The organism is Curtobacterium sp. SGAir0471, assembly GCF_005490985.1.
Classification (GTDB): Bacteria; Actinomycetota; Actinomycetes; order Actinomycetales; family Microbacteriaceae; genus Curtobacterium.
Genome location: NZ_CP027869.1, coordinates 2,697,313 through 2,720,156, shown reverse-complemented (window position 1 = coordinate 2,720,156; position 22,844 = coordinate 2,697,313). Strand labels below are relative to the sequence as shown.

Genomic DNA, 22,844 nt, shown 5'->3' with positions numbered 1-22,844 from the left:
CCGTGCGTGGCGGCGGCCGGCCGCGCGGGCAGCGCCGCCGACCGCCGCCACTGCGCGCGCCGCGCGTCAGCGCCGCGCGTCAGCGCCGCGCGCCTCAGCGCCCTGGGCGCACCACCGCGTCGACCAGGCTCGCGATGACGTCGCCCGGGTTCACCCCGGGCAGCGCCGGCCCATCGAAGACGATCCCCACGTTGGCGCCGACGAGCAGCACGGCGAAGTCCTCGAGCGGCATGCCCGGCTCGACCTCCGGGTGCGCGCCGAACCACAGGCGCACCAGGTCGAGCACGCCGTCCTGCAGCTCGCGGCGCTGCCGGACGAACTCCGGCATGAACTCCGGGTGCCGCAGGGCGTACCCACGGAGCTCCGAGACGAGGGCGAACTGCCGGCCCTGGTCGTACCGCCCGAAGGCCGCCCGGACGACGTCGGCGATGCTCGTGGCGGCGACGTCCTCGCGCACGACCTCCTGCAGCGCCGCCAGGATCCGGTTCGTCGAACGCTGCATGACCTGCGCGACGAGGTCCTGCTTCGACGAGAAGTTCGAGTACACGGCGCCCTTGCTGAAGCCGGCGCGTGCGGCGACGTCGTCGAGCCGGGCACCGTGCACGCCGGACTCGGCGAACACGTCCGCTCCGGCGACGAGCAGTCGTTCGCGCACCTCGGCGCGGGGCGTCCTGGGGGTGGGGGAGGAGGCGTCGTCGCTCATTGGTCCTGGTCCGTGATCGTCGTCGTGGACGGTGGTGCGCCGTCCGGTCGATCCCCGCGCGTCGGTGGCGCACGGGCCGTGCCGCACCCGCTGACGGTGCGGTCCTCGGAGACCTGCCGAGCCGCGCGTCGACATCACGCGCGGCACCAGCTGGGCCCCCGGCCCCGTCGCTCGGTGGACCGCCACGTTCGGGTCGTGTCGGTGCGTCGAGGACGGTGGTCACCGGGTCGATACCCGGCGGTAGCGATGGTACCTCGCGGGTGCCCCGATGACGCCGGTCCGGTCGTCCGGGGCGGGCGGTGCACCGTCGTCACGGCGCTGCGGTCGCGGGCGGCTCAGGCGTCGTCGGGCGTGTCCCGGTCGCTCCGCACGGCACCGCGGCCGGTCCGGCGGCCGGGACGTCGGAGCAGCCGGATCGCGTCCGGTCGGAGCCGCCGGCCGCGCTGCAGCAGTGCGCCGAGCGTCGACTTCGGCTGCCAGTCGCGACCGTTCGGCAGCCCCCACCCGCGCTTGACGGCGCCGTACCGGAGCCCGAGCGACAGCACGATGGCGGCGATGATCCCGATCGACGGCGACCCGAGGTACGACGCGACCACCATCACCGCCGACGCGGCGACGGCCACGGTCGCGTACAGCGCGTTGCCGCCGAACACCGCGGGCACGCGCCGGAGCAGCAGGTCGCGCATCGCGCCGCCGCCGACCGCGGTGATCGTGCCCATGATGATCGCGGCCGGCCAGCCGAGCCCGGCGTCGAAGGTGCGCTGGACCCCGACCACGGACCAGAACCCGATGACGGCGGCGTCGAGCACGGTGAAGAGCCGGTCCCAGGTGAGCTCCGAGAACGACACGAGGAACGCGACCAGCGCGCCAGCGATCGCCACCGGTAGGTACAGCGGGTCGACGAGCGCGACCGGTGGGCCGTTCTGCAGCAGGGTGTCGCGGAGCATGCCGCCGCCGAGTCCGGAGACGAACCCGACCACGAGGAACCCGAACAGGTCGAAGTCCATCGTGCGTGCGAGCGATCCGCCGAGCAGCGCCGACGCGAACACCCCGGCGAGGTCGAGCACGTCGGTGACCGACGCCAGGGCCTCCGGGGTCAGCACGTTCATGAGAACAATCAAACCCCACGTCGCGGGAGTGGCGAGCCGCGGGCTGGTTAGGTTAGCCTCACCTTCGCCATGATCGCCACCCTCGTCATCGGCCTCCGCGAAGGCCTCGAAGCGACGCTCATCGTCGGCATCATCGCCGCGTTCCTCCGTCGCAACCGCGCGCCCCTCGCCCCGATGTGGGCCGGGGTCGGGCTCGCGGTCGCGCTGAGCATCGCCGTCGGCTTCGGGCTGCAGCTCGTCGAGCAGGCCCTGCCGCAGGCCCAGCAGGAGGGCATGGAGACGATCATCGGTGCCGTCGCCGTGGTCTTCGTCACCGGCATGATCGTCTGGATGCGCACCCACGCGCGCACCCTCTCGCGGGACCTGCAGGCCAGCGCCTCGGCCGCGCTCGGACAGGGCACCGCGTGGGCCCTCGCCGGCATGGCGTTCCTCGCCGTCCTCAAGGAGGGCTTCGAGACCTCGGTCTTCCTCCTCGCCACCTTCCAGGCCTCGTCCGACACCGGCTCGGCCGCCCTCGGTGCGGTGATCGGCATCGCCGTCGCCGTCGCGATCGGGTACGGCATCTACACGGGTGGTGTCCGCCTCGACCTCGGCCGCTTCTTCACCGGCACCGGCGTCTTCCTCGTCTTCGTCGCCGGCGGCCTCGTCCTGACCGCGCTGCGGCACGCGCACGAGGCGGGCTGGATCGTCATCGGCCAGCAGCGCACCGTCGACCTCGGCTGGCTCGCCCCGAACGGGTCGCTGCGCGGCGCGCTCGTCACCGGTGTGCTCGGCATCCCCGCCGACCCCCGCGTGATCGAGGTGGCCGGCTGGCTGCTCTACGTCGTCCCGGTCCTGGCGATCGCGGTCTGGCCGCGCCGCTGGCGTCCGTCGACGGCCCGCGTCCCGCTGGCCCGCTCGCTGGTCGCCGCCGGACTCGCGGCCGCGGCGGTCGTCCTGGCGCTGGCCGTCCCGAGCGCGGGCGTCGACCTGCCGCGCACGACCGCGGTCTCCGGGGACGCACGCTCCGTCACGGCCGACGTCGACGGTGCGGCCGCCGTCCTCCGCGTCGCGGGCGCCGGCCGGGAGGCACGAATCACCCTCCCCGCGTCGGCCCACCGTCGCGTCACCCGCTCGGGCGTCGCCGCCGACCGCTGGCAGGTCACCGAGGACGTCCCGGCGACCGACCGCCCCACCTCGCTGACGCTCGACGACCTGGTCGGCCTGTTCGGTCGGGTCCCCGTCGGTATCTCGCCGAGCACGAACCCGGGGCCGTTCACGGCCCGCTGGGCCGTCCGCGACACCGTCGCCCTGACGACCGTCGGTGGGGGCGTCCTGGACGCGACCCGCTCGGAACGCGACGTGCTCACGCTGAGCGGTGGGGGCCTCCCGGCCGCTCGGACCACGACGCTGGGACGCTCGGTCTGGGCGGTGCCGACCGACCGTGTCGACCGTACGGCCGCGGACCTGGCCGCCGCCCGGACCCGTGCTGCCGAGTTGCGGCTCTGGGACACCTGGCTGCCAGCAGTTCTCCTCGCCGCCGCCGCCGTCCAGGCGCTGCTCGCCCTCCGCGACCGCCGGCGTGCGGTCGCCCCACCGACCACCACCCCCGGAACCGACCCGTCGCGCGGACCGCCCGCCGACGTCCCTGCAAGGAGCCTCGACCATGCCGTTCGGTAGGACCGCACGCCCCCTGGCCGCCCGACCCCGCGTCGCCCGCCCCCTGATCGTCCTCGGCGCCCTCGGCGCCGTCACCACCCTCGCCCTGACCGGCTGCTCGGCCGGCTCGCCCGCCGACGACGCGTCGAGCAGCGGGAAGGTCTCCCGCGTCACGATCACCCTGACGAACGACGGCTCCGACGCCTGCGCCGTGTCGACCACGACGGTCCCCGCGGGCCCCGTCACGTTCACGGTGCACAACGAGTCGTCCACCGCCATCACCGAGGTGGAGCTCCTGCAGGACCAGCGCATCCTGGGTGAGAAGGAGAACCTGGCCCCCGGGCTCGACGCCGTCCGGTTCACCGCCACGCTGGGCGGGGGGAAGTACCAGGTGTACTGCCCCGGTGCGGAGCGCGAGCTCACCGACTTCACCGTCACGGGCAAGGCCGCCTCGACCGCGAACAGCAGTGCGGCGACCCTGCTGGCCGACGGTGCGAAGGGCTACGCGACCTACGTCGACGGGCAGGTGACCGACATGGTCGCGGCGGTGCAGCAGCTGCAGCACGACGTCGACGCGGGCGACCTCGATGCGGCGAAGAAGGACTACGCCGCCGCCCGTCCGTTCTACGAGCACGTGGAGAGCGACGTCGACGGCTTCGTCAAGAAGGGCTTCTCGGCCACCGACAACGCCGGCAACCTCGACTACCTGATCGACATGCGCGCGTCCAACCTCGACGACGCCGTCGGTTGGAGCGGCTTCCACGCCGTCGAGAAGGACCTCTTCGAGACCGGCGCGATCACCGCGTCGACGAAGCAGACGGCCGCGGCGCTCACCGCCGACGTCGAGCTCCTGGCGAAGCGCGTGCCGTCGATCGAGTACAAGCCCGAGGACCTGGCGAACGGTGCCGCGGGGCTGCTCGAGGAGGTCCAGTCGAACAAGATCACCGGGGAGGAGGAGGCGTACAGCCACATCGACCTCGTCGACCTCGCCGCGAACGTCGAGGGCGCCCGACAGGCCTTCGCGTACCTCAAGCCCGGTCTGACGAAGGTGGACCCGGCGCTGACGAAGCAGATCGCCGCGCAGTTCGACACCACGAACACGCTGATGGACGGCTTCCGCGACGCGGACTCGCTCGGCGGCTTCGCCACGTGGGACGCCGCTGCGAAGGCGAAGGACGCCAACCGGATCTCGCAGCAGGTCCAGGCGCTGCAGGACCCGCTGTCCCGCCTGGCCGAGAAGGTCGCGACGGCGTGACCGCGTCCCGTTTCTCCCGACGCGGGCTCATCGGCGCCGGGCTCGCAGCCGCCGGTGCGGGCGTCGGTGCCGTCGCGGGCGTCGCCGGGTCGGCCGTCGCGACCGGGGTCGACCCGTTCACGGCGGCCGCGAACGGCGACGAGTCGATCGACCTGTCGCAGTCGGTCCCGTTCTACGCGACCGCCGCCCGGCAGCCGCAGGGCGGGATCCGCACGACGCCGCAGCGGCACTGCGTCTTCATGGTGTTCGACCTGACGGCGTCGACCGCGACCGAGCTGCAGGTCCTGCTCGCGCGCTGGTCCGCCGCGATCGCACAGCTGCAGGCCGGCCGGACGATCGGCAGCGTCGAACCCGCGCACGGCGACGGCGTCGGTGCCGACACGGGCGAGGCACTCGACCTCGGCCCGGCGTCGCTCACCGTCACCGTCGGACTCGGCCCAGGGGTCTTCGACGAGCGGTTCGGTCTGGCGGCGAAGCGTCCCGCGCACCTCGCGGCGATCCCGACCCTGCCGAGTGACGCCCTCGACGAGCAGCTGACCGGTGGGGACCTGTCCCTGCAGGCCTGTGCCGACGACCCGCAGGTGGCGTACCACGCCGTCCGGGACCTGGCGCGGATGGCCCGCGGGACCGCGACCGTGCGGTGGACCGTCATCGGGTTCGGGCGCGCCTCGGCCGGTCCGACGCAGTCGACGCCCCGCAACCTGATGGGGTTCAAGGACGGTACCCGGAACATCACCACGGACGACGAGTACGACCGCTTCGTGTGGCTCGACGACGACGCCGGGTGGATGGCCGGTGGCACCTACCAGGTGGTCCGGAAGATCCGGATGAACCTCGAGACGTGGGACGCCGACGTCGTCAGCGACCAGCAGCGCGTGTTCGGTCGGACGAAGGTCGAGGGCGGGCCCCTGTCCGGTGGGGCCGAGCACACGACGCCGGACTTCCATGCCCGGGCGCCGCACGGCACCGAGGGCGGGACCGCGATCGACGCGCGCTCGCACGTTGCCCTCGCCGCACACGAGAACAACGGCGGCGTGAAGATCCTGCGCCGCGGGTACAACTACACGGACGGACTGAACCAGTACGGCCAGCTCGACGCCGGGTTGCTCTTCGCGGCGTTCGTGAACGACCCGGAGCACTTCACGACGCTGCAGCGGAGGCTCGGGGCGTCCGACCGCCTGAACGAGTACGTGTCGCACATCGGGTCCGGCGTCTTCGCCGTGCCGCCGGCGCCGCGGAAGGGCTCGTACATCGGGGAGCAGCTCTTCCACTGAGCCCTGGAGGCCGAGGTGGGTGCCCTCCGTCGTTTCCCTGGAGACGGAGAGCACCCGCGCCGCGGAGTCCGGCGGACGGAACCACCGTCCACCCCCTGGGGGGAACGACCCGGCGCGACGCGTCGCGATGCGACAAGGGGGAGCGTACCTCGCTCGTCTGGTGTCGAGCGGTGTCCGCGCGGGAACAGAGAGCGGAACGGGCCGCCCCACCAGGTGGGGCGGCCCGTCGTGCGCCGTGCGGCCTGGAGGCGCGGTGTCAGTCCGTCAGGACCGGCGCCTCCTCGACGGCGCGCTTCCGGCGTGCGAGCACGAGTGCCACGGCGCCGGCGAGCAGCAGGACGCCGGCAGCGATCCCCGGGACCACCAGGTCGGCACCCGTGAACGCCAGGTCGCCGCTGGCGGCGCCCGGTCGGCCGCCGTCCGAGACGCCGCCGACGGGGGCGCCGGCGCTCGGGGTTCCCGCACCCGGCGTCCCTGCACCCGGCGTGCCCGGGTCGGTGGGGTCACCGGCGCCGGGGTCGGTCGGCTCCGGCTCCGCAGCCGTCTCGACCGGGATCGTCACCGCGAGGGTGATCGTCTGACCGTTCGGCAGGGTGACGACGAGCGGCTCGTCGGTCGTCGCGGTCGGCGCAGCGAGGGCCGCGACGCGGGCTGCGGCGGTCGGCTCCGAGCCCGTGGCCGGGGCGCCCGGCACGGTGAAGTCGAGGGTCGCACGACCCTGCTCGTCCGTGGTGTCCACGACGGTCGGGTCGATCTCTGCGGTCGCGAGCTCCTGGCCGCCGGCGCTGACCGAGACGGTGCCGCCCTGGTCGGCCGCGTTGCTGAAGGTCAGGGACGACAGGTCGATGCGGACGGCATCACCGGGGCCGAAGCCTCCGTCGGGTGCCTCGGAGACCCGGACGCCGACCGATCGCTGGTCCTCCTGGACCGCGACGGTCGGGTGCTCGCGGAAGTACTGGACCTGTGCCTCGAGGTCGACCATGCCGCTGTCCTGCTTGACAGCGGCCTCCTTGAAGGCACCGAAGTTGTCGCCGCCGGTCGCGAGGAACGAGTTCACGGTGACCTTGTACGTGCGGTCGGCCGCGATCGGCTCGCCGTCGAGCGTCATGCCCGTGATGCGCTCGCCGGGGGCGGCCAGCGGGTCGTACGTGTACGCGAAGCCCGCGGACGCGCCGAGCTTGAGGAACGGGCGGCTCGCGGTGGACGGCTGCCACTGCTGCTCGAGGGCGCGGCGGATCTGGTCCCCGGTCAGGTCGAGCACGACGAGCGTGTTCGCGAACGGCTGGACGACCGCGGCCTCCTTGTAGGTGACCGCACCGGAGGCGATGTCGGCCCGGAGGCCGCCCGGGTTCATGAAGGCGATCTGCGAGCCCTGGCGCTGCGTCTGGTCGCGCTGGACCTCGGCGACGAAGTTGCCGAGGGTGGACTCGCCGCCCCGGTTCTCGGAACCGTTCGACTGCACGGCGCGCTTCAGGTCGCGGTCGATCGTGCCGAGCTCGACGGCACCGAGACGGTCGGCCTCCTTGACCGCGGCGTCGACGGTGGCCTGGACGGCGGGGTCGGGCGTGTAGGTCCCGTCGACCAGGCGCAGGTTCTCGGGCGCTGCGGCGGTGACGGAGCCATCGGCCGCGACGGTGAGCCGCACGTGGCCGAGGTTGAAGCCGTACGAGCCGGTCTGGATCACCGGACGGGCGACGGTGCCGCCGGTCGGGACGATCGAGTACGCGTAGGTCTGGTGCGTGTGGGCGGACAGGATCGCCGAGACCTTCGGGGTGACGCCGTAGACCGCGCGAGCGAAGTCGGAGTCGTCGCTCGGACTCGGCTTCGTGGTGCCCTCCGCACCGTCGTGCACGAGCAGCACGAGCACGTCGGCCTCGTCGTTCGCCGTGTCACCGTCGGTGAGCTGGGTGGCGACCTTGTTCACCTCGGTCGTGATGTCGCCCATCTCGAGCCCGGCGATGCCGTCCGGGGCGACGAGGCCCTGGCCGATCAGGTCCACCGTCGCGCCGATGAAGCCGACGCGCTTGCCGCTGATCTCCTGGATCGAGTACGGCTGGAACGCGGGCTTGCCCGTGGCCGAGTCGAGGATGTTCGCGGAGACGTAGTCCCACTGCGCCGCACGGACGCCCTCGCCCTGGCCACCGATCACGCGGTCGCGCAGGTCGTCCTGACCCTTGTCGAGCTCGTGGTTGCCGATGGCGCTGACCGACAGGTCCATCTGGTTGAGGACGTCGATCGTCGGCTGGTCGTCCTGGATGAACGACTCGAAGGTCGAGCCACCGATGTTGTCGCCGGAGCTGACGAAGGCGGAGGTCGACGGGTCGGCGCCGCGGAGCTGCTCCAGTGCACCGGCGAGGGTGGCGGCGCCGGCAGCGTCGCCGTCCCGCGGCGGAGTGTTGAGCGACTTCGCGATGCGGCCGTGGAAGTCGTTGACGTTGTACAGGTCGATCGTGGTGTCACCCTCGGCGGCGAGGGCGGCAGAGGGAACGGTGAGGGCGGTGAGGACGCCGGCGGCGACCAGGGCGGAGGCCCCGGCCAGGCGCCGGCGACGCGGGGGAGTGTGAGCGTTCATCGGCGCTGAACCTACGAAACCGCACAGGCAACGCGCCAGGTGTTGCCACAACACGTCACGTGTTGTTCACACCACGGGGGACGTTCCTCTCGTTCGGGGGACAGATCCCGACCCGGTCACACGTCAGTCGCGCCCCAGAGCGCCCTTCACCCGCTCGACGGCCTCGGCGGCCATCGCCTTCGCCGAGTCCTTGATCACGCCGAGTTCCGCCGGGTCGCCCTTCAGCAGGCTCTTCGCGGTGTTCACCGCGTACTCGGCGGTGATGTGCGGGGGGAGCGGCGGCACGTTGCGGCTGACGTACGCGTCGATGAGCGTCACGCCGGGGTTCGCGAACGCCCGTTCGACCGCTGCCTCGACCTCGTCGTCACCGCGGACGGCGATGCCCTCGAAGCCGAGCAGTCTGGCGTACCCGGCGTAGTCCATCGACTCGACGTCCTGCGAGCCGGACCACATCGGGTTGCCGTCCTCGGTGCGCATCTCCCACGAGACCTGGCCGAGGTCGTCGTTGTGCATGACCACGATGACGAGCTGCTGGTTCGGCCACTGGGCCATGTACTTCTTGACCGTGATGAGCTCGTTCATGCCGAGCATCTGGAACGCGCCGTCGCCGATGGTGCACACCGCCGGGGCGTCCGGGAACGCGAACTTCGCGGTGACGGCGTAGGGCATCGCCGCGAGCATCGTCGCGAGCCGGCCGGACATGTCGCCGTGCATGCCACGGCGGAGCCGGATGTGGTGGCCGTACCAGTCGGCCGTGGTCCCGGCGTCGCAGGTGACCGTGACGCCCTCGGGGAGCCGCTCGTTCACGGCGTGGATGACGCGCCGCGGGTTGACGCCGTCGTCGTAGGCCACCTCGGCCTGGCGGTGCATCTCCGCCTCCCACTCGCGCATCTCGCCGGCGAGCCTGTCCTGCCACGCGGTGTCCTTCCTGTCGCGGAGCAGCGGCATGACCGCCTGCAGCGTCGCGCCGACGTCTCCCCACAGGTTGAGCTCGGTCGGGTACCGCAGGCCCATCTGCTCGGGCTTGATGTCGACCTGCACGCCGCGTGCTTGGCCGGAGGCGGGCAGGTACTCGCCGTAGGGGTAGTTCGAGCCGAGGAGCACGATCGTGTCGCACTCCTTGATCTGCGTCAGGCTCGGGCGGGAGCCGAGGAGCCCGACCTGCTGCGTGTGGTACGGCACGTCGGAGGGCACGACGTCCTTGCCGCGGAGCGCCGTGATGATGCCGGCGCCGGTCTTCTCGGCGGCCTCGAGCACCAGGTCCGTGGCGCCGCGTGCGCCGGCACCGACCAGGAAGGTCACGCGCTCGCCGGCGTTCAGGATCTCGGCGAAGCGTGCGATCTGGTCCTGCGGCGGCACGATCCGGGTCGACGGGGCGACGTCGCTCGACCGGGACACCCAGTGCTCGGCGGCCGGGGCCTCGTACGCCATCGCCTGCACGTCGTGGGGGAGCACGACGACGGCCGGCTGCTTCCGGAGCATCGCGGTGCGGAAGGCCGTGTCGACGACGACGCCGACGGCGTCCGGGGTGGCGACGGTCTCCACGTAGCAGGCGACGTCGGCGAACACGCGCTCGAGGTTCGACTCCTGCTGCGTGAAGCTGCCGATCGAGGCGAGACCCTGCTGGCCGATGATCGCGACGACTGGCTGGTTGTCCATCTGCGCGTCGTACAGGCCGTTGAGCAGGTGGAAGGCACCCGGGCTCGACGTCGCGACGCAGACCCCGACCTCGCCGGTGAACTTCGCGTGCGCGGTCGCCATCAGCGCGGCGATCTCCTCGTGCGTCGGGCGGACGTACTCGAGCTCGCGCTCGCTGCCGTCCGCCTTGCCGAGGGCCCCGTCGAACGCACCGATCCCGTCCCCGGGGTAGCCGAAGACGCGCGAGACGCCCCATGCCTTGATGCGGTCGATGACGAAGTCGCTCACGGTCGTGCTCATGCACCCACCGTGCTCGCCGCTTCCTGTACGCCCTCAGGTCGGGAGCGGATCAGGGGATCGGGCGCCAGGTGCCGTCGGAGGCGCTCGCGACCACGTTCTCGATGACGGACGCCGCGCGGGCACCGTCGGCGAAGGTGGGCAGCCCGTCGGGCCAGGCCGAACGGTCGCCCTCCGCGCGGACCGCCGCGTAGGTGTCGGCCACGAACGCCGCGAAGGCGTCGAGGTACCCCTGCGGGTGCCCGGCCGGCACGACCGCGAGGCGACGCTGGTCGGGGAACCCGAGGGAGGGGTCCCTGACCACGATCTGCGCACCGCGCTCGTTGCCGAACCACGCCGACTCGGGCTGCTCCTGGTCGAACGCCGCCGACCCGAGCGTCCCGTCGACCTCGAACCACAGCCGGTTCTTCCGCCCGGCCGCGACCTGCGAGACGACGACGTTGCCGATGCGTCCGGTGCCGGTCCGGAAGGTCGCGACCGCGGTGTCCTCCGTGGTGACCTCCGCCCGCTGCCCGGCGTCCGCCACCGGGTCCGGGTCGGGGGAGCCGGAGAACGACGGGCCGGACGCCGCCGGCCGGGTCGGGTAGACGATGTCGGTCGCTGCGCTGACGGACGCGAACGGCTCGCCGGTGACGAACTCGACCAGGTCGCACCAGTGCGAGCCGATGTCCGCGAAGGCCCGGGACACCCCGCCGGCGCCGGCGTCGACGCGCCAGCTCGAGGCGTCCTCGTCGAGCATCCAGTCCTGCAGGTAGTGGCCGTGCACCGCGAGCAGCCGTCCGAGCTCCCCGGCGGCGATCCGCGCGCGGATCTCCCGCACGACGGGGTGGTACCGGTAGACGAACGGCACGGTCGCGACGACGCCGGCCTCGTCCGCGGCGTCCACCAGCTCGGCGGCCTGCGCGGCGCTGATCGCGAGCGGCTTCTCGCACACGACGTTGATGCCCGCGCGGATCACCGCCATCGACTGCGGGTGGTGCTGGTCGTTCGGCGTGCAGACGTGCACGACGTCGGGCGCGTCGGCGATCACCTCGTCGAGCGAGCCGTAGCCGCGGGGCACGTCGAGCTGTGCGGCGACCTGCTCCGAACGGGACGGCGTCCGGCCGAGCACCCCGACGACCTCGGCGCCCGCTGCCCGAGCGGCCCGGGCGTGCACCCCGGCGATCATCCCGGTGCCGATGACGGCGACGCGGATGCGCCGCCCTCCGTACCCACTGCTCATGGTGCTCCCTCGCGCCGGACTGGACCCACCGTACCGATGCAACCCGGCCACGCGCCGGGACGCGTGAGTACCGTCGGGGGCATGTCGAGCCTCCAGACCAGCCTGCTCATCCTCGGAGCCAGCGGCGACCTGTCCAAACGACTGCTGCTGCCCGGTCTCGCCACCCTGCTCGAGGTCAAGGACGACTGGGACGTCCAGCTCGTCGGGGCCGGTGTCGAGGACATCTCGGACGAGGACTGGAAGGCGCAGGTACGGACGTCGTTCGAGAACGCGCAGGCCTCGAAGAACGAGGAGGACGAGGGCGCGCAGGACGGCGGCGAGAAGCTCAGCAAGCGGCTGGTCGACGTGGTGAACGCCTCGACGTACCGCAAGGCCGACGTCACCGACGCAGACGACCTGAAGGCGCTCCTGGCGGCCTGCGACCACGACCCGGCGATCTACTTCGCGCTGCCGCCGGCCGTGACCGAGAAGAGCTGCGCCGTCCTCGAGGACCTCGACCTACCCGGTGGCACGCGCCTCGCGCTCGAGAAGCCCTTCGGCACCGACGCCGAGAGCGCCGAGCACCTCAACGACCTGCTGCACTCGTTCCTGCCCGAAGAACGGATCCACCGCGTCGACCACTTCCTCGGCCGCTCCACGGTCCTCAACCTGCTCGGGCTCCGCTTCGCGAACCGCATCATCGAGCCGCTGCTGTCCTCGGCGCACGTCGACCGCGTCGACATCGTCTACGACGAGACCCTCGGGCTCGAGGGCCGTGCACGCTACTACGACAAGGCCGGTGCCCTGGTCGACATGATCCAGAGCCACCTGCTCCAGGTGATGGCCGTCGTCGCGATGGAGGCCCCCGCGTCCATCGATGCCGACGACCTCCGCACGCAGAAGGAACTCGTGCTCCGTGCCGTGCGGCCGTGGGGCGGGGACGTCGTCGCGGCCGGGAAGCGCGCCCGGTACACGGCGGGCACGGTCGGCGACCGGTCGCTGCCGTCGTACGTCGACGAGGACGGCGTCGACCCGTCGCTCGGCACCGAGACCCTCGCGCAGCTGACCCTCGAGGTCGCGAACTGGCGCTGGGCAGGCGTGCCGTTCACGCTCCGCTCCGGCAAGGCGCTCGAGCAGCAGCGCCGCGAGATCGTCATCACCTTCAAGGACTCGCCGCACGTGCCGAACGGGCTGACCGGGGCCGAGCGTCCGGACAAGCTCCGGATCTGGATCGCCCCGGACGAGATGCAGCTCGAGCTCAACGTGAACGGCCCCGGCGACCCGTACACGATCGACCACACGGCCCTGTCGGTGACCTTCAACCCGGGTCGGCTCAGCGCGTACGGCGAGGTCCTGGCCGGGGTGCTCGAGGGCGATGCGACGCTGTCGGTGCGCGGCGACAGCGCGGTGCAGGGGTGGCGGGTCGTCGAGCCGTTCCTGCAGGCGTGGCGCGACGGGAAGGCGCCGCTCGACGAGTACGCGGCCGGGTCCGCCGGTCCCGACAGCTGGGACAACATCGACTGCTGACGCCGTCGCGGCGGGCTGCCGTGTCGGTCCGCTGACGCCCTGTCGGACGGGAGGCGCGTGGCGGGCCCGCCACGCGCCTCCCGTCCGTCCGCTGGTTGCGCGGCGACACCGCGGTGGCCGCGAGACGGCGGCGTGCGTGCGAGACGCCGGCGTGCGTGCGAGACGCCCGCGACCCGCTGAGACGCCGTCGGATCCGGCGGCGTCTCGCGCAGTTCGCGGCGTCTCAGGCGGCCCGGGGTGTCCCAGGGCATCTCGGGGCTGCGGCGTCTCGGCAGATGAGTGGCGTCTCGACGGCACGACGGCACGGCGGCGTAGCGTCCGGTGACGTGAAGACCACCGACGACGTCCTGTCCACCGTCCCCGCTCCCGCCGGTTCCGACGTCCGCGTCGAGCCCGTCCGCTACGACCACGAGGGCACGGCGCTCCTCGGTGTCCTGGCGAAGGACCACGCCGTGTCGGGCCCGCGCCCGGCCGTCCTCGTGGTCCACGACTGGCACGGCGTCAACGAGCACGTCGAGGCCCGGGTGACCATGCTCGCCCGGCTGGGCTACGTCGCGTTCGGCGCCGACGTGTACGGCGAGGGCGTCCGCCCCGGCGACGACACCGCTGGACAGGTCGCCGGCTCGTACTACCAGGACCTGCCGCTGTTCCGCGCGCGGCTGACGGCCGGGCTCGACCGCCTGCGCGAGGACCCCGACGTCGACCACTCCCGCATCGTCGTGATGGGGTACTGCTTCGGTGGCTCGGGCGCGATCGAACTCGCCCGTACCGGCGCCGACCTGGTCGGTGCGGTGTCGTTCCACGGTGGACTCATCGTGCACGAGCCGTCGGACGCGTCCGCGATCCGGGCGAAGCTGCTGGTGCTCACCGGGGGAGCGGACCCGATGGTGCCGGACACCAAGGTCGCCGAGTGGCAGGACGAGATGCGCGCCGTGCCGTCGGTCGACTGGCAGGTCGTGACCTACTCGGGCGCGATGCACGCGTTCGCCGTGCCGGGCACCGATGCACCGGACCACGGGGCGCAGTACCAGGAGCGCGCCGACCGTCGCTCGTGGCAGGCGCTGCAGGTGTTCCTGGCCGAGGTGTTCGACGAGGAGTCGACCGTGGTGTGAGCGCCGCGACACGCCGAGGGCTCGGTGCGACAGGGTTCGATTCGCGTTCCGCGCCGCACCTGTTGTAGAGTCTTCCACGGCCGCAAGGCCAGCATCGGTCGGAAGACCGGATGCGCTCGTAGCTCAATGGATAGAGCATCTGACTACGGATCAGAAGGTTGGGGGTTCGAGTCCCTTCGAGCGCACATCTGAGAAGGCCCCGTCGCACTGCGGCGGGGCCTTCGTCGTTCCCGGGGTTCGAGCGTGCCGGGTCCTGGTCTGCGGCCGTCGTGCTCCCAGGCGGGACCCTGTGCATCCTGCACGGATTCACCTGCCCGTAACGACATCCTGCACGTACACCCGCTCCTGGGTCGTCACTACGGTTGCCGCAACCCGGTCGCCCCGACCGGCACCCCTTCCCCCAGGAGCATCCGATGGCCAGTGCAGCGTCAGCACCACCAGCCCCGTCCGTCGTCGTCGACGACCACTCCCTGTCCCGTGTCCCCGCCTCCGCCCGCTACGGCTGGTTCCAGGTCGCCGTGCAGCGCTTCGGGCAGATCTCCGCCCTGTCCCAGTTCCTGCTCGGCGCCACCCTCGGGTTCGGCATGGGCTTCTGGCAGGCGTTCTGGGCGATCACCCTCGGCGCCGTGATCCTGGAGATCGTGTCGGTCTTCGTCGGCATCATCGGCATGCGCGAGGGCCTCAACACGTCGGTCATCGCGCGGTGGACCGGGTTCGGCAAGGCCGGTTCGGCACTGGTCGGTCTGGCGATCGGCCTGAGCCTGATCGGCTGGTTCGGCATCCAGTCGGGCGTCTCCGCCGCCGGCCTCGTCGCGATCCTGCCGATCCTCCCCGCGTGGGCGTGGTCGCTCGTGTTCGGCCTGCTCGTCACCGCGATCGTGCTCCGCGGGTTCCACTCGATGCAGTGGCTCGCGAACATCACCGTGCCGCTGTTCCTGATCCTGGTCGGCTGGGCGGTGGTCGTCGAGCTGAGCAAGCACTCGATCGCCGAGCTCGCCGCGAAGGCCCCGGCCGGCCCCGAGCTGAGCTTCGTCGCAGGCACGACCCTGGTCGCGGGCGGGTTCATCGTCGGCGCGGTCATCACGCCCGACATGACCCGCTTCAACCGCTCCGTCGGTGACGTGGTCAAGCAGACCGCGCTCGGCGTCACCCTGGGGGAGTACGTCATCGGGCTCGCGGGTGTGCTGCTCGCCCACGCCGTCGGGTCGTCCGACATCACCCGGGTCATCACCTCGAGCGTCGGCTGGGTCGGCATCCTCGTGATCCTGCTCGGCACGTTCAAGATCAACGACTGGAACATCTACAGCTCGAGCCTCGGCGTCACGAACTTCATCGACGTGGTGTTCGGCCGCAAGGTGAACCGCGGTGTCGTCACCCTCGTGCTCGGTGTCGTCGGCTCGGTGCTCGCCGCGGTCGGGTTCCTCGACGCGTTCACCCCGTTCCTCATCGTGCTGGGCGTCGTGTTCCCGCCGATCGCCGGGATCATGGTCGCCGAGTACTTCGTCGTGAAGCGCTGGCGTCGCGAGCTCAGCGAGAGCGAGGGCCTGCCGGCGACCAGCCCGACCTGGGTCCCCGCCACGCTCGTCATCTGGGCGGTCGCGGCACTGGTCGGCTACTTCGTGGCCGTCGGCATCCCGTCGATCAACTCGGTCGTCATCGCCTTCGTGCTCTACGTGATCGCCGGCAAGGCCGGGTGGGTCCGTGGGGTCGGGGTCAGCCGCACCGAGCAGGCACCGGCCGCGGTCGGTGACGGCGCGACGAGCGAGGCCCCGGCGGCCGCGCCCGCCCCCGCGCCGGCCCCCTGAAGCCGGCGGTCGGCAGTCCCCCCTCGCCGACCGCCACCTCGTCGCCGACCGTGCCGCGGCACCCTGATCCGGACACGGCACGGTCGGCCCGACACCCGCTCCAGCACCACAGGAGCACGCACCACCACCACGCACCACCAGCACGCACCACCCCGAAGGGATCCCCATGCGCATCGGCATCGACGTCGGCGGCACGAACACGGACGCCGTCCTGATGGACGGCAGCACGGTCGCCGCGGCCGTGAAGCGGTCGACGACCCAGGACGTCACGTCGGGTATCGTCGCCGCCCTGGCCGGCCTGCGCGAGCAGCGCGACTTCACCTCGGCGGACATCGACGGCGTGATGATCGGCACGACCCACTTCATCAACGCGTTGATCGAGGCGCGTGGCCTCGCCCCCACCGCGGCCGTCCGCCTCGGCCTGCCCGCGACCGCGTCCCTGCCGCCGTTCACCGATTGGCCCGGGCACCTGGTCGGCGCCGTGCAGGGCCGGGCGTTCCTCGCACACGGCGGTCACGAGTTCGACGGGCGGGTCATCTCCGAGCTCGACCCGGACGAACTCAAGCGGCACGCCGAGGCGATCGGCGCCGCCGGCATCCGCTCGATCGCGATCTCGTCGGTGTTCTCGCCGATCAACGACGAGTTCGAGCAGCGGGCACAGGAGATCATGGCCGCCGAGCTCGGCCCGGGCGTCGCGTTCTCGCTCTCGAGCGAGATCGGCCGGATCGGGCTGCTCGAGCGCGAGAACGCCACGATCATCAACGCCGCGCTGCGTGAACTCGCCGAACGCATCGTCGACGGCCTGTCCGGGTCCGTCGCCGGCAGCGGCATCGACGCGCCCCTGTTCCTCAGCCAGAACGACGGCACGCTGATGGACGTCGAGTACGCCCGTCGGTACCCGGTCGCCACCTTCGCCTCCGGCCCGACGAACTCGATGCGCGGTGCGGCCGTGCTGTCCGGCTTCGACACCTGCGCGGTCGTCGACGTCGGCGGGACCACGAGCGACGTCGGCGTGCTGACCGGCGGATTCCCGCGCGAGGCCACCGGCGAGGTCGCCGTCGCCGGCATCCGCACGAACTTCCGGATGCCGGACGTCCTGTCGATCGGCATCGGCGGCGGCTCCCGCATCCGCGAGGACGGCGCACTCGTCGGCCCGGACTCGGTCGGCTACCGGCTCACCGAGGAGGGACTCGTCTTCGGCGGTGACACCCTGACCGCGACCGACGTCGCCGTCCGCGGAGGTCGTGGTGCGATCGGTGACGTCTCGCGCGTCGCCGGGGTCCCGGCCGAGGTCGCCGAGCGGGCCCTCGCGGTGATCGCCGAGCGCGTCGCCGACGTCGTGGAGCGCATGCGCACCTCGTCGGACCCGCTGCCCGTGGTCGCCGTCGGCGGCGGCTCCGTCCTGTTGCCGGACACCCTGCCCGGACTCGGCACCGTGCACCGTCCCGAGCACTACTCCGTGGCGAACGCGATCGGCGCCGCGATCGCCCAGGTCTCCGGTGAGGTCGACAAGGTCTACGCCATCAGCGACGGCCGGCGCTCCGCCGTGGTCGACGAGGCCCGGCAGGAAGCGGTCGACCGCGCCGTCGCCGCGGGTGCCGACCCGTCGAGCGTCGCGATCGTCGACTTCGACGAGGTCCCGATCCCGTACCTGCCCGGCAACGCCACCCGGATCCGGGCGAAGGCCGTCGGCGACCTCGCGCTCGGGGCGTTGGTCCGATGACGACGACGGAGACGGCCACGAGCCCAGCGACAGAGGCGGCCCCGAGCGCGGTCCCGGCGACCACGCGTGCGGCTCCCGTCCGACCGCTCACCGAGATCGGTGCGGACTGCTCGGCGTTGGCCCGCGGCGCCGCCGTGCTCGGCACCGGTGGCGGTGGTGACCCGTACATCGGCCGCCTGCTCGCCGAGGCCGCGGTCCGCGAGCACGGCCCGGTGCCGGTCGTGCAGGTCGAGGACCTGCCCGACGACGCCGTGGTGCTCAACGTCGCGATGATCGGCGCCCCGACCGTGATGGTGGAGAAGCTGCCGTCCGGCGCGCAGTTCGCCGAGGCGATCCGCAGCCTGGCGACCCACCTCGGTGTCACCCCGACGCACGTCGCCTGCATCGAGGTCGGCGGCGTCAACTCCACCAGCCCGATCGTCGCCGCGGCCGAGCTCGGCCTGCCGCTCGTCGACGGCGACGGCATGGGCCGCGCCTTCCCCGAGGTCCAGATGGTCCTGCCGACCCTCTCCGGCATCAGCGCCACACCGATGGCACTCGCCGACGAGAAGGGCAACACCGCCGTCTTCGACGCCGTCGACAACCGCTGGGCGGAACGGCTCGCCCGCACCGCGACGGTCGAGATGGGCTGCTCGGCGATCACGGCGCAGTACGCGATGTCCGGTGCCGAGCTCAAGCGCTCGTACGTCCGCGGCAGCCTGTCGCTCAGCGTCGCGATCGGCGAGGCCCTCGTCGACGCCCGTGCCGCGAACGAGGACCCCGTCGTCGCCGTCACCGCGGTGCTCGGCGGCACCGTCGTGTTCGAGGGCAAGGTCGCCGACGTCGAACGGAAGACCATCACCGGCTTCGCCCGTGGGACCGCCCGCATCGCGGGCTCCGGCAGCGACACCGGCCTGGAGGCCGTGCTCCGGTTCCAGAACGAGCACCTCCTGGTCGAGGTGGCCGGGTCGGTCCGCACCACCACCCCCGACCTGATCGTCACCCTGGACGCCGAGACCGGCGAACCGATCACCACCGAGGGACTGCGGTTCGGCGCGCGCATCCGCATCGTGACCGCCCCGGCCGACCCGCGCTGGCACACCCCGGCGGGCCTCGCGCTCGCCGGACCCCGCTACTTCGGCTACGACACCCCGGCGGTCCGCCACGACGGCACCGTCAGCGAGGGAGAACACGCATGAGCTGGACCATCGACGTCGACGACCTGCCCGACCTCGCCCGCGGCGCCGCGCTGCTCGGCACCGGCGGTGGCGGCGACCCGCTCATCGGGATGCTGCTCGTCAAGGCGGCGATCGAGGAGCACGGCCCGGTGACGGTCCTCGACCCGTCCGAGGTGCCGGACGACGCCCTCGTCATCCCCACCGCGCAGATGGGCGCCCCGACCGTCGTGCTCGAGCGCCTGCCGGCCGGTCCGGAGCCGCTCGGCGCCCTCCGGCGGCTCGAGGCACACCTCGGCCGGACCGCCGCGGCGACGATGCCGATCGAGTGCGGCGGCATCAACTCGATGATCCCGCTGCTCGTCGGCGCGACCGGCGGCCTGCCCGTCGTCGACGCGGACGGCATGGGGCGCGCGTTCCCCGAGCTGCAGATGGAGACGTTCTCGGTGTACGGGGTGCCCGGGTCCCCGCTCGCGATCAGCGACGAGAACGGCCACGGCGTCGTCATCGACACCGGGCACGACAACCGGCAGATGGAGTGGCTCGCCCGCGGCGTGACGATCCGGCTCGGCGGCGTCGCGTACATCGCCGAGTACGCGATGACCGGCCGTCAGGTCCGCGCGACCGCGGTGCCCAGGACGCTGTCCCTGGCGCTCTCGGTCGGGCGTGCGATCCGCCGCGCACGCGAGGAGCACCGCGACCCCGTCGAGGGACTCGCCGAGGCGTTCGGGCAGACGGTCTACACGCACCTGCGCGAGCTGTTCGACGGCAAGGTCGTCGACGTGGAGCGCCGGACGCTCGACGGCTTCGCGAAGGGTCGCGCGGTCGTGCAGGGTGCCGACGGTTCGGAGCTGGAGATCGCCTTCCAGAACGAGAACCTCGTCGCCCGACGGGACGGCCGCCTGGTCGCCGTCGTGCCGGACCTGATCTGCGTGCTCGACGCGGAGACCGCCGAACCGATCACGACGGAGCGGCTGCGCTACGGCCAGCGTGTCCGGGTGATCGGGGTGTCGACGCCCGACCTGATGCGCACACCCGAGGCCCTCGCCGTCTTCGGCCCGTCGTGCTTCGGCCTCGACGACGACTTCGTCCCGGTCGAGCAGCTGCACGAGCGCACCCCGGTGGGGCCGCGCTGAGCGGCGCCGATGCGCGAGGATCGCTGGTGTGCACCGTGGTGAGCAGCGTGACGGGGTCGTGACGGGCCTCCAGGCCGACGACGTCGACGACTTCGCACGCGGCACCGCGCTCCTGGGGTGCGGCGGTGGCGGCCAGGTGGACCACACGGCGCACGCGCTCCGGCGCGCGCTCGGGACCGGCGGGGTGCCCGTCGTCCCGGTCGACGCCGGTCTCGGCGCGGTGGTCGCCGTCGGACTCGTCGGCTCCACCACGGTCCTCGAGGAGAAGACGCCGAGCGGTCGTGAGCTGCCCGACGCGCTCGCCGCCGTCGAGCGCTGGACCGGCCGTCGGGCGGACGCGGTCGTCGCCGCGCAGATCGGTGGCGTCACCGGGCCGGCGGCGGCGCTCACGGCGCACGCGGCGGGCCTGCCGCTCGTCGACGCCGACCTGGTCGGTCGGGCGACGCCGCGCATCGACCAGCTGTCCCTGTTCGTCGACGCGCTGCCGGTGGTCACCGCGGCGGCGGTGACGTCGAGCGGCCTGCGCATCGTGGTCGACACGGCCGATGCCCGCGACCTGGAGACCGTGTGGCGCGAGGCGGTGTCGCACAGCGGCGGGTGGGCGGCGTTCGCGGTCGGCCCGGTCGACGCCGGGGTGCTCGCCGGACGCTGCGTCACGGGGAGTGTCGACCGGGCCCTGCGCGCCGGTCGCGCCGCCGCGACCGCGGCCGGGGTCGAGGACCTCGTCCGCGGGCTCGAGGGCGCGCGTGTCGTCGCCCGCGGTCGCGTGCTCGACGTCCAGCGCAGCGGCGACGTCGTCGCCTTCGTCCACGGATCGATGGCGATCCGTGACGCGGCGACCGGAGCCGTCGTCCGGGTCGAGGCGGGCAGCGAGTGGGTGCACTGCCTGGTGGACGGCGAGCCGGTCGCGAGCACGCCGAGCTGCATCGTCGTCGTCGACGCGCGCTCCCTGCGTCCCGTCGCCACCGAGCGGGCACGGGTCGGGGACGAGCTCGCCGTGCTCGTGCTGCCCGGCGCACCGTGGTGGTGGGCGACTCCGGACCGGACGGCGCGCGTGTCGCCGCGGGCGTTCGGGATCGACGCCGATGTCGTGCCGGAGGTCGCGGCGTGATCCCGGTCGCCGAGTTCCTGCCCCTGCTGCCGGAGGGCACCGCGCTGCTCGTCGGACCGGCGTCGGGCACGGTCGCCACCGTCCGCGGCATCGTCGGCCCACCCGAGCACGTCGGTCGGCTGCTCGGGACGGAGGACGGAGCGGTCGTCCTGCTCACCCCGGTCGAACGGTTCGACGCGCGCTTCGACGTGCTGCTCCGTCGCGCGGCGGCCGCCGGGGTCCCCGTGCTCCTCGTCGGGACCGTCGACGGCACGCCGCGGCCGGGAGCCGGCACCGCCGCCCTCGCCGAGCGACTCGGCGTGGCGGTGGTCGTCACCCCGGATCCGTGGGCGGCCTCGGTCCGGGTGCACGAGCTCATCGGGTCGGGCGATGCGCCCGCTGCCCGCGCCGCCGTCGTCGCGGCGCGCGTCGGGCTCGATGCCGGGCCCGCCCTGGACGAGCTGTTCGCGCGGCTCGAACGCGAGCTCGGCCACGCGATCCGGTTCCTCGACGCGTCGGGGCGCCCCCTGCGCGGAGCGGGCGTCGCACCGGCGACCGCCGCACTGCTCGCGCGCACGGTGGGGACGAGCGAACCGGTCTGGGCGACCGACGACCGTGAGACCGTCGTGGCCGTGCCCGTCCCGACCGGCATCGGACCGCGGGCGTGGCTCGCGGTGGGGACCACGACGCCGTTGCGCGCCGAACGGGCGGTGCTGGCGACCGCGCTCCGGGTGGCGGCGGTCGCGGCCGGCCACCGGCTCGTGCTCACCCGGCTCGACGACGAGCGCGACGCCCGCTACCGGATGGCGATGCTCGACGACCTCCGTGCCGCCGACGGAGCACCCGCCCCGCCCCTGGTGCAACGGACCATCGCCGCCGGGTGGGAGCTGGACGCCTGGCACGTCGGCGTCCGGCTCGTCGCACGGGGTCCGGTCGACGCCGTGGCGCTGCGGGGCGAGGTCGAGACGGCCTTCGGCGGGCACGGACTCGACGTCGTGGTCGTGGAGCAGACCGACGGGTGGGCAGTGTGGTCCTCGACGCCCGACGAACCCGATCGTGCCGCGGTCGCCGCGCTCGCCGCCTCGGTCCGTGCGGCGCAGAACGCCCTGCGCTCCGCGGTCGACACGAACGCCGGTGTCGGCAGCGTGCACGCCGGTCCGGCGGGACTCGTGCGGACGCTCGGCGAGGCGGGTGACGCCGTCCGCCTGGCCGCCGCGCGTCCGGAGTCGGGCTTCTTCGTGCACGTCGACCGGCTCGGGCTCGCGCAGCTGCTGCTCGCGTGGACGCAGACGGACACGTTCCTGCCCGCGGCCGAACAGCTCCTCGCGCCGCTGGAGCGCGGGGGCGGGGCGCTCCGCTCGACCCTCGCGGCGTACCTCGACGCGGAGTCCTCGGTCGCGGAGACCGCCGCGGTGCTCGGGGTGCACCGGAACACCGTGGCGGACCGGATCGACCGGGTGCAGCGGCTGCTCGGTGTGGACCTCGGCGACCCGGAGACCCGGCTCGCGCTGCACCTGGCGACGCGGGCGCTCGGCGGGGCCTAGCGCCGCGGGCCGCGACGCGCGCTCCGTCGTCGCCGGGCTGTACGGCCGGCGCGGCGTCCGGCACGA

Annotated in this window: 16 protein-coding genes and 1 tRNA gene; 12 read left to right on the top strand and 5 right to left on the bottom strand. The window is 73.0% G+C overall.

All coding sequences use genetic code 11. The features are described 5' to 3' along the window. Positions 1 to 94: 94 nt before the first annotated feature. The gene (locus C1N91_RS12590) at positions 95 to 703 is read right to left on the bottom strand and encodes a TetR/AcrR family transcriptional regulator (RefSeq protein ID WP_175416014.1); all 609 of its coding nucleotides are present in this window, start codon (positions 701 to 703) and stop codon (positions 95 to 97) included. A 335-nt stretch (positions 704 to 1,038) separates the two neighbouring features. Beyond that, the gene (locus tag C1N91_RS12585) at positions 1,039 to 1,812 is read right to left on the bottom strand and encodes a trimeric intracellular cation channel family protein (protein WP_137767988.1); all 774 of its coding nucleotides are present in this window, start codon (positions 1,810 to 1,812) and stop codon (positions 1,039 to 1,041) included. A gap of 69 nt (positions 1,813 to 1,881) precedes the next feature. On the opposite strand from C1N91_RS12585, the gene efeU reads away from it, so the two are divergent. Genes efeU through C1N91_RS12570 form a run of 3 tightly spaced genes read left to right on the top strand, consistent with a single transcriptional unit; the run spans position 1,882 to position 5,979 of the window. Then, positions 1,882 to 3,471 (top strand): iron uptake transporter permease EfeU, encoded by a 1,590-nt coding sequence (gene efeU, locus C1N91_RS12580; protein ID WP_137767987.1) that lies wholly within the window; start codon positions 1,882 to 1,884, stop codon positions 3,469 to 3,471. Continuing rightward, positions 3,458 to 4,705 carry an iron uptake system protein EfeO gene (gene efeO, locus C1N91_RS12575; protein WP_137767986.1) on the top strand — a complete coding sequence of 416 codons (1,248 nt, stop codon included), beginning with the start codon at positions 3,458 to 3,460 and terminating at the stop codon, positions 4,703 to 4,705. The genes efeU and efeO overlap by 14 nt, the downstream gene beginning before the upstream one ends. After that, positions 4,702 to 5,979, top strand: coding sequence for a Dyp-type peroxidase (locus tag C1N91_RS12570; RefSeq protein WP_137767985.1), 1,278 nt, complete (start codon positions 4,702 to 4,704; stop codon positions 5,977 to 5,979). The genes efeO and C1N91_RS12570 overlap by 4 nt, the downstream gene beginning before the upstream one ends. 256 nt (positions 5,980 to 6,235) lie before the next feature. Here the strand turns inward: C1N91_RS12570 and C1N91_RS12565 are convergent, their stop codons facing one another. The 3 genes from C1N91_RS12565 to C1N91_RS12555 form a co-directional block, all read right to left on the bottom strand. Next, positions 6,236 to 8,551 (bottom strand): bifunctional metallophosphatase/5'-nucleotidase, encoded by a 2,316-nt coding sequence (locus C1N91_RS12565; protein WP_137767984.1) that lies wholly within the window; start codon positions 8,549 to 8,551, stop codon positions 6,236 to 6,238. A 123-nt stretch (positions 8,552 to 8,674) separates the two neighbouring features. Beyond that, positions 8,675 to 10,489: a thiamine pyrophosphate-requiring protein gene (locus C1N91_RS12560; protein ID WP_137767983.1), complete on the bottom strand. Its 1,815-nt coding sequence runs from the start codon at positions 10,487 to 10,489 to the stop codon at positions 8,675 to 8,677. A 49-nt stretch (positions 10,490 to 10,538) separates the two neighbouring features. Further along, positions 10,539 to 11,708 carry a Gfo/Idh/MocA family protein gene (locus C1N91_RS12555; RefSeq protein WP_137767982.1) on the bottom strand — a complete coding sequence of 390 codons (1,170 nt, stop codon included), beginning with the start codon at positions 11,706 to 11,708 and terminating at the stop codon, positions 10,539 to 10,541. A gap of 81 nt (positions 11,709 to 11,789) precedes the next feature. Here C1N91_RS12555 and C1N91_RS12550 point away from each other — a divergent pair, with 81 nt between their 5' ends. From C1N91_RS12550 to C1N91_RS12510, 9 genes are all read left to right on the top strand, one after another. Beyond that, positions 11,790 to 13,214, top strand: coding sequence for a glucose-6-phosphate dehydrogenase (locus tag C1N91_RS12550; RefSeq protein WP_137767981.1), 1,425 nt, complete (start codon positions 11,790 to 11,792; stop codon positions 13,212 to 13,214). A gap of 326 nt (positions 13,215 to 13,540) precedes the next feature. Further along, a complete protein-coding gene (locus tag C1N91_RS12545; protein ID WP_254678248.1) occupies positions 13,541 to 14,326 on the top strand; it encodes a dienelactone hydrolase family protein in 786 nt (261 codons plus the stop codon). A 112-nt stretch (positions 14,327 to 14,438) separates the two neighbouring features. Continuing rightward, positions 14,439 to 14,511 (top strand) — tRNA-Arg (locus C1N91_RS12540). A 228-nt stretch (positions 14,512 to 14,739) separates the two neighbouring features. Beyond that, a complete protein-coding gene (locus C1N91_RS12535; RefSeq protein WP_217496429.1) occupies positions 14,740 to 16,131 on the top strand; it encodes a purine-cytosine permease family protein in 1,392 nt (463 codons plus the stop codon). A gap of 166 nt (positions 16,132 to 16,297) precedes the next feature. After that, positions 16,298 to 17,854: a hydantoinase/oxoprolinase N-terminal domain-containing protein gene (locus C1N91_RS12530; RefSeq protein WP_137767979.1), complete on the top strand. Its 1,557-nt coding sequence runs from the start codon at positions 16,298 to 16,300 to the stop codon at positions 17,852 to 17,854. Next, a complete protein-coding gene (locus C1N91_RS12525) occupies positions 17,851 to 19,032 on the top strand; it encodes a DUF917 domain-containing protein (protein WP_137767978.1) in 1,182 nt (393 codons plus the stop codon). The genes C1N91_RS12530 and C1N91_RS12525 overlap by 4 nt, the downstream gene beginning before the upstream one ends. After that, positions 19,029 to 20,144, top strand: a complete 1,116-nt coding sequence (locus C1N91_RS12520) for a DUF917 domain-containing protein (RefSeq protein WP_137767977.1) — start codon at positions 19,029 to 19,031, stop codon at positions 20,142 to 20,144. Before C1N91_RS12525 ends, C1N91_RS12520 begins: the two co-directional genes overlap by 4 nt. A 28-nt stretch (positions 20,145 to 20,172) precedes the next feature. Continuing rightward, positions 20,173 to 21,255 carry a DUF917 domain-containing protein gene (locus C1N91_RS12515; protein WP_175416013.1) on the top strand — a complete coding sequence of 361 codons (1,083 nt, stop codon included), beginning with the start codon at positions 20,173 to 20,175 and terminating at the stop codon, positions 21,253 to 21,255. Further along, positions 21,252 to 22,778 (top strand): PucR family transcriptional regulator, encoded by a 1,527-nt coding sequence (locus C1N91_RS12510; protein WP_137767975.1) that lies wholly within the window; start codon positions 21,252 to 21,254, stop codon positions 22,776 to 22,778. Before C1N91_RS12515 ends, C1N91_RS12510 begins: the two co-directional genes overlap by 4 nt. The last annotated feature ends 66 nt before the right edge of the window (positions 22,779 to 22,844 follow it).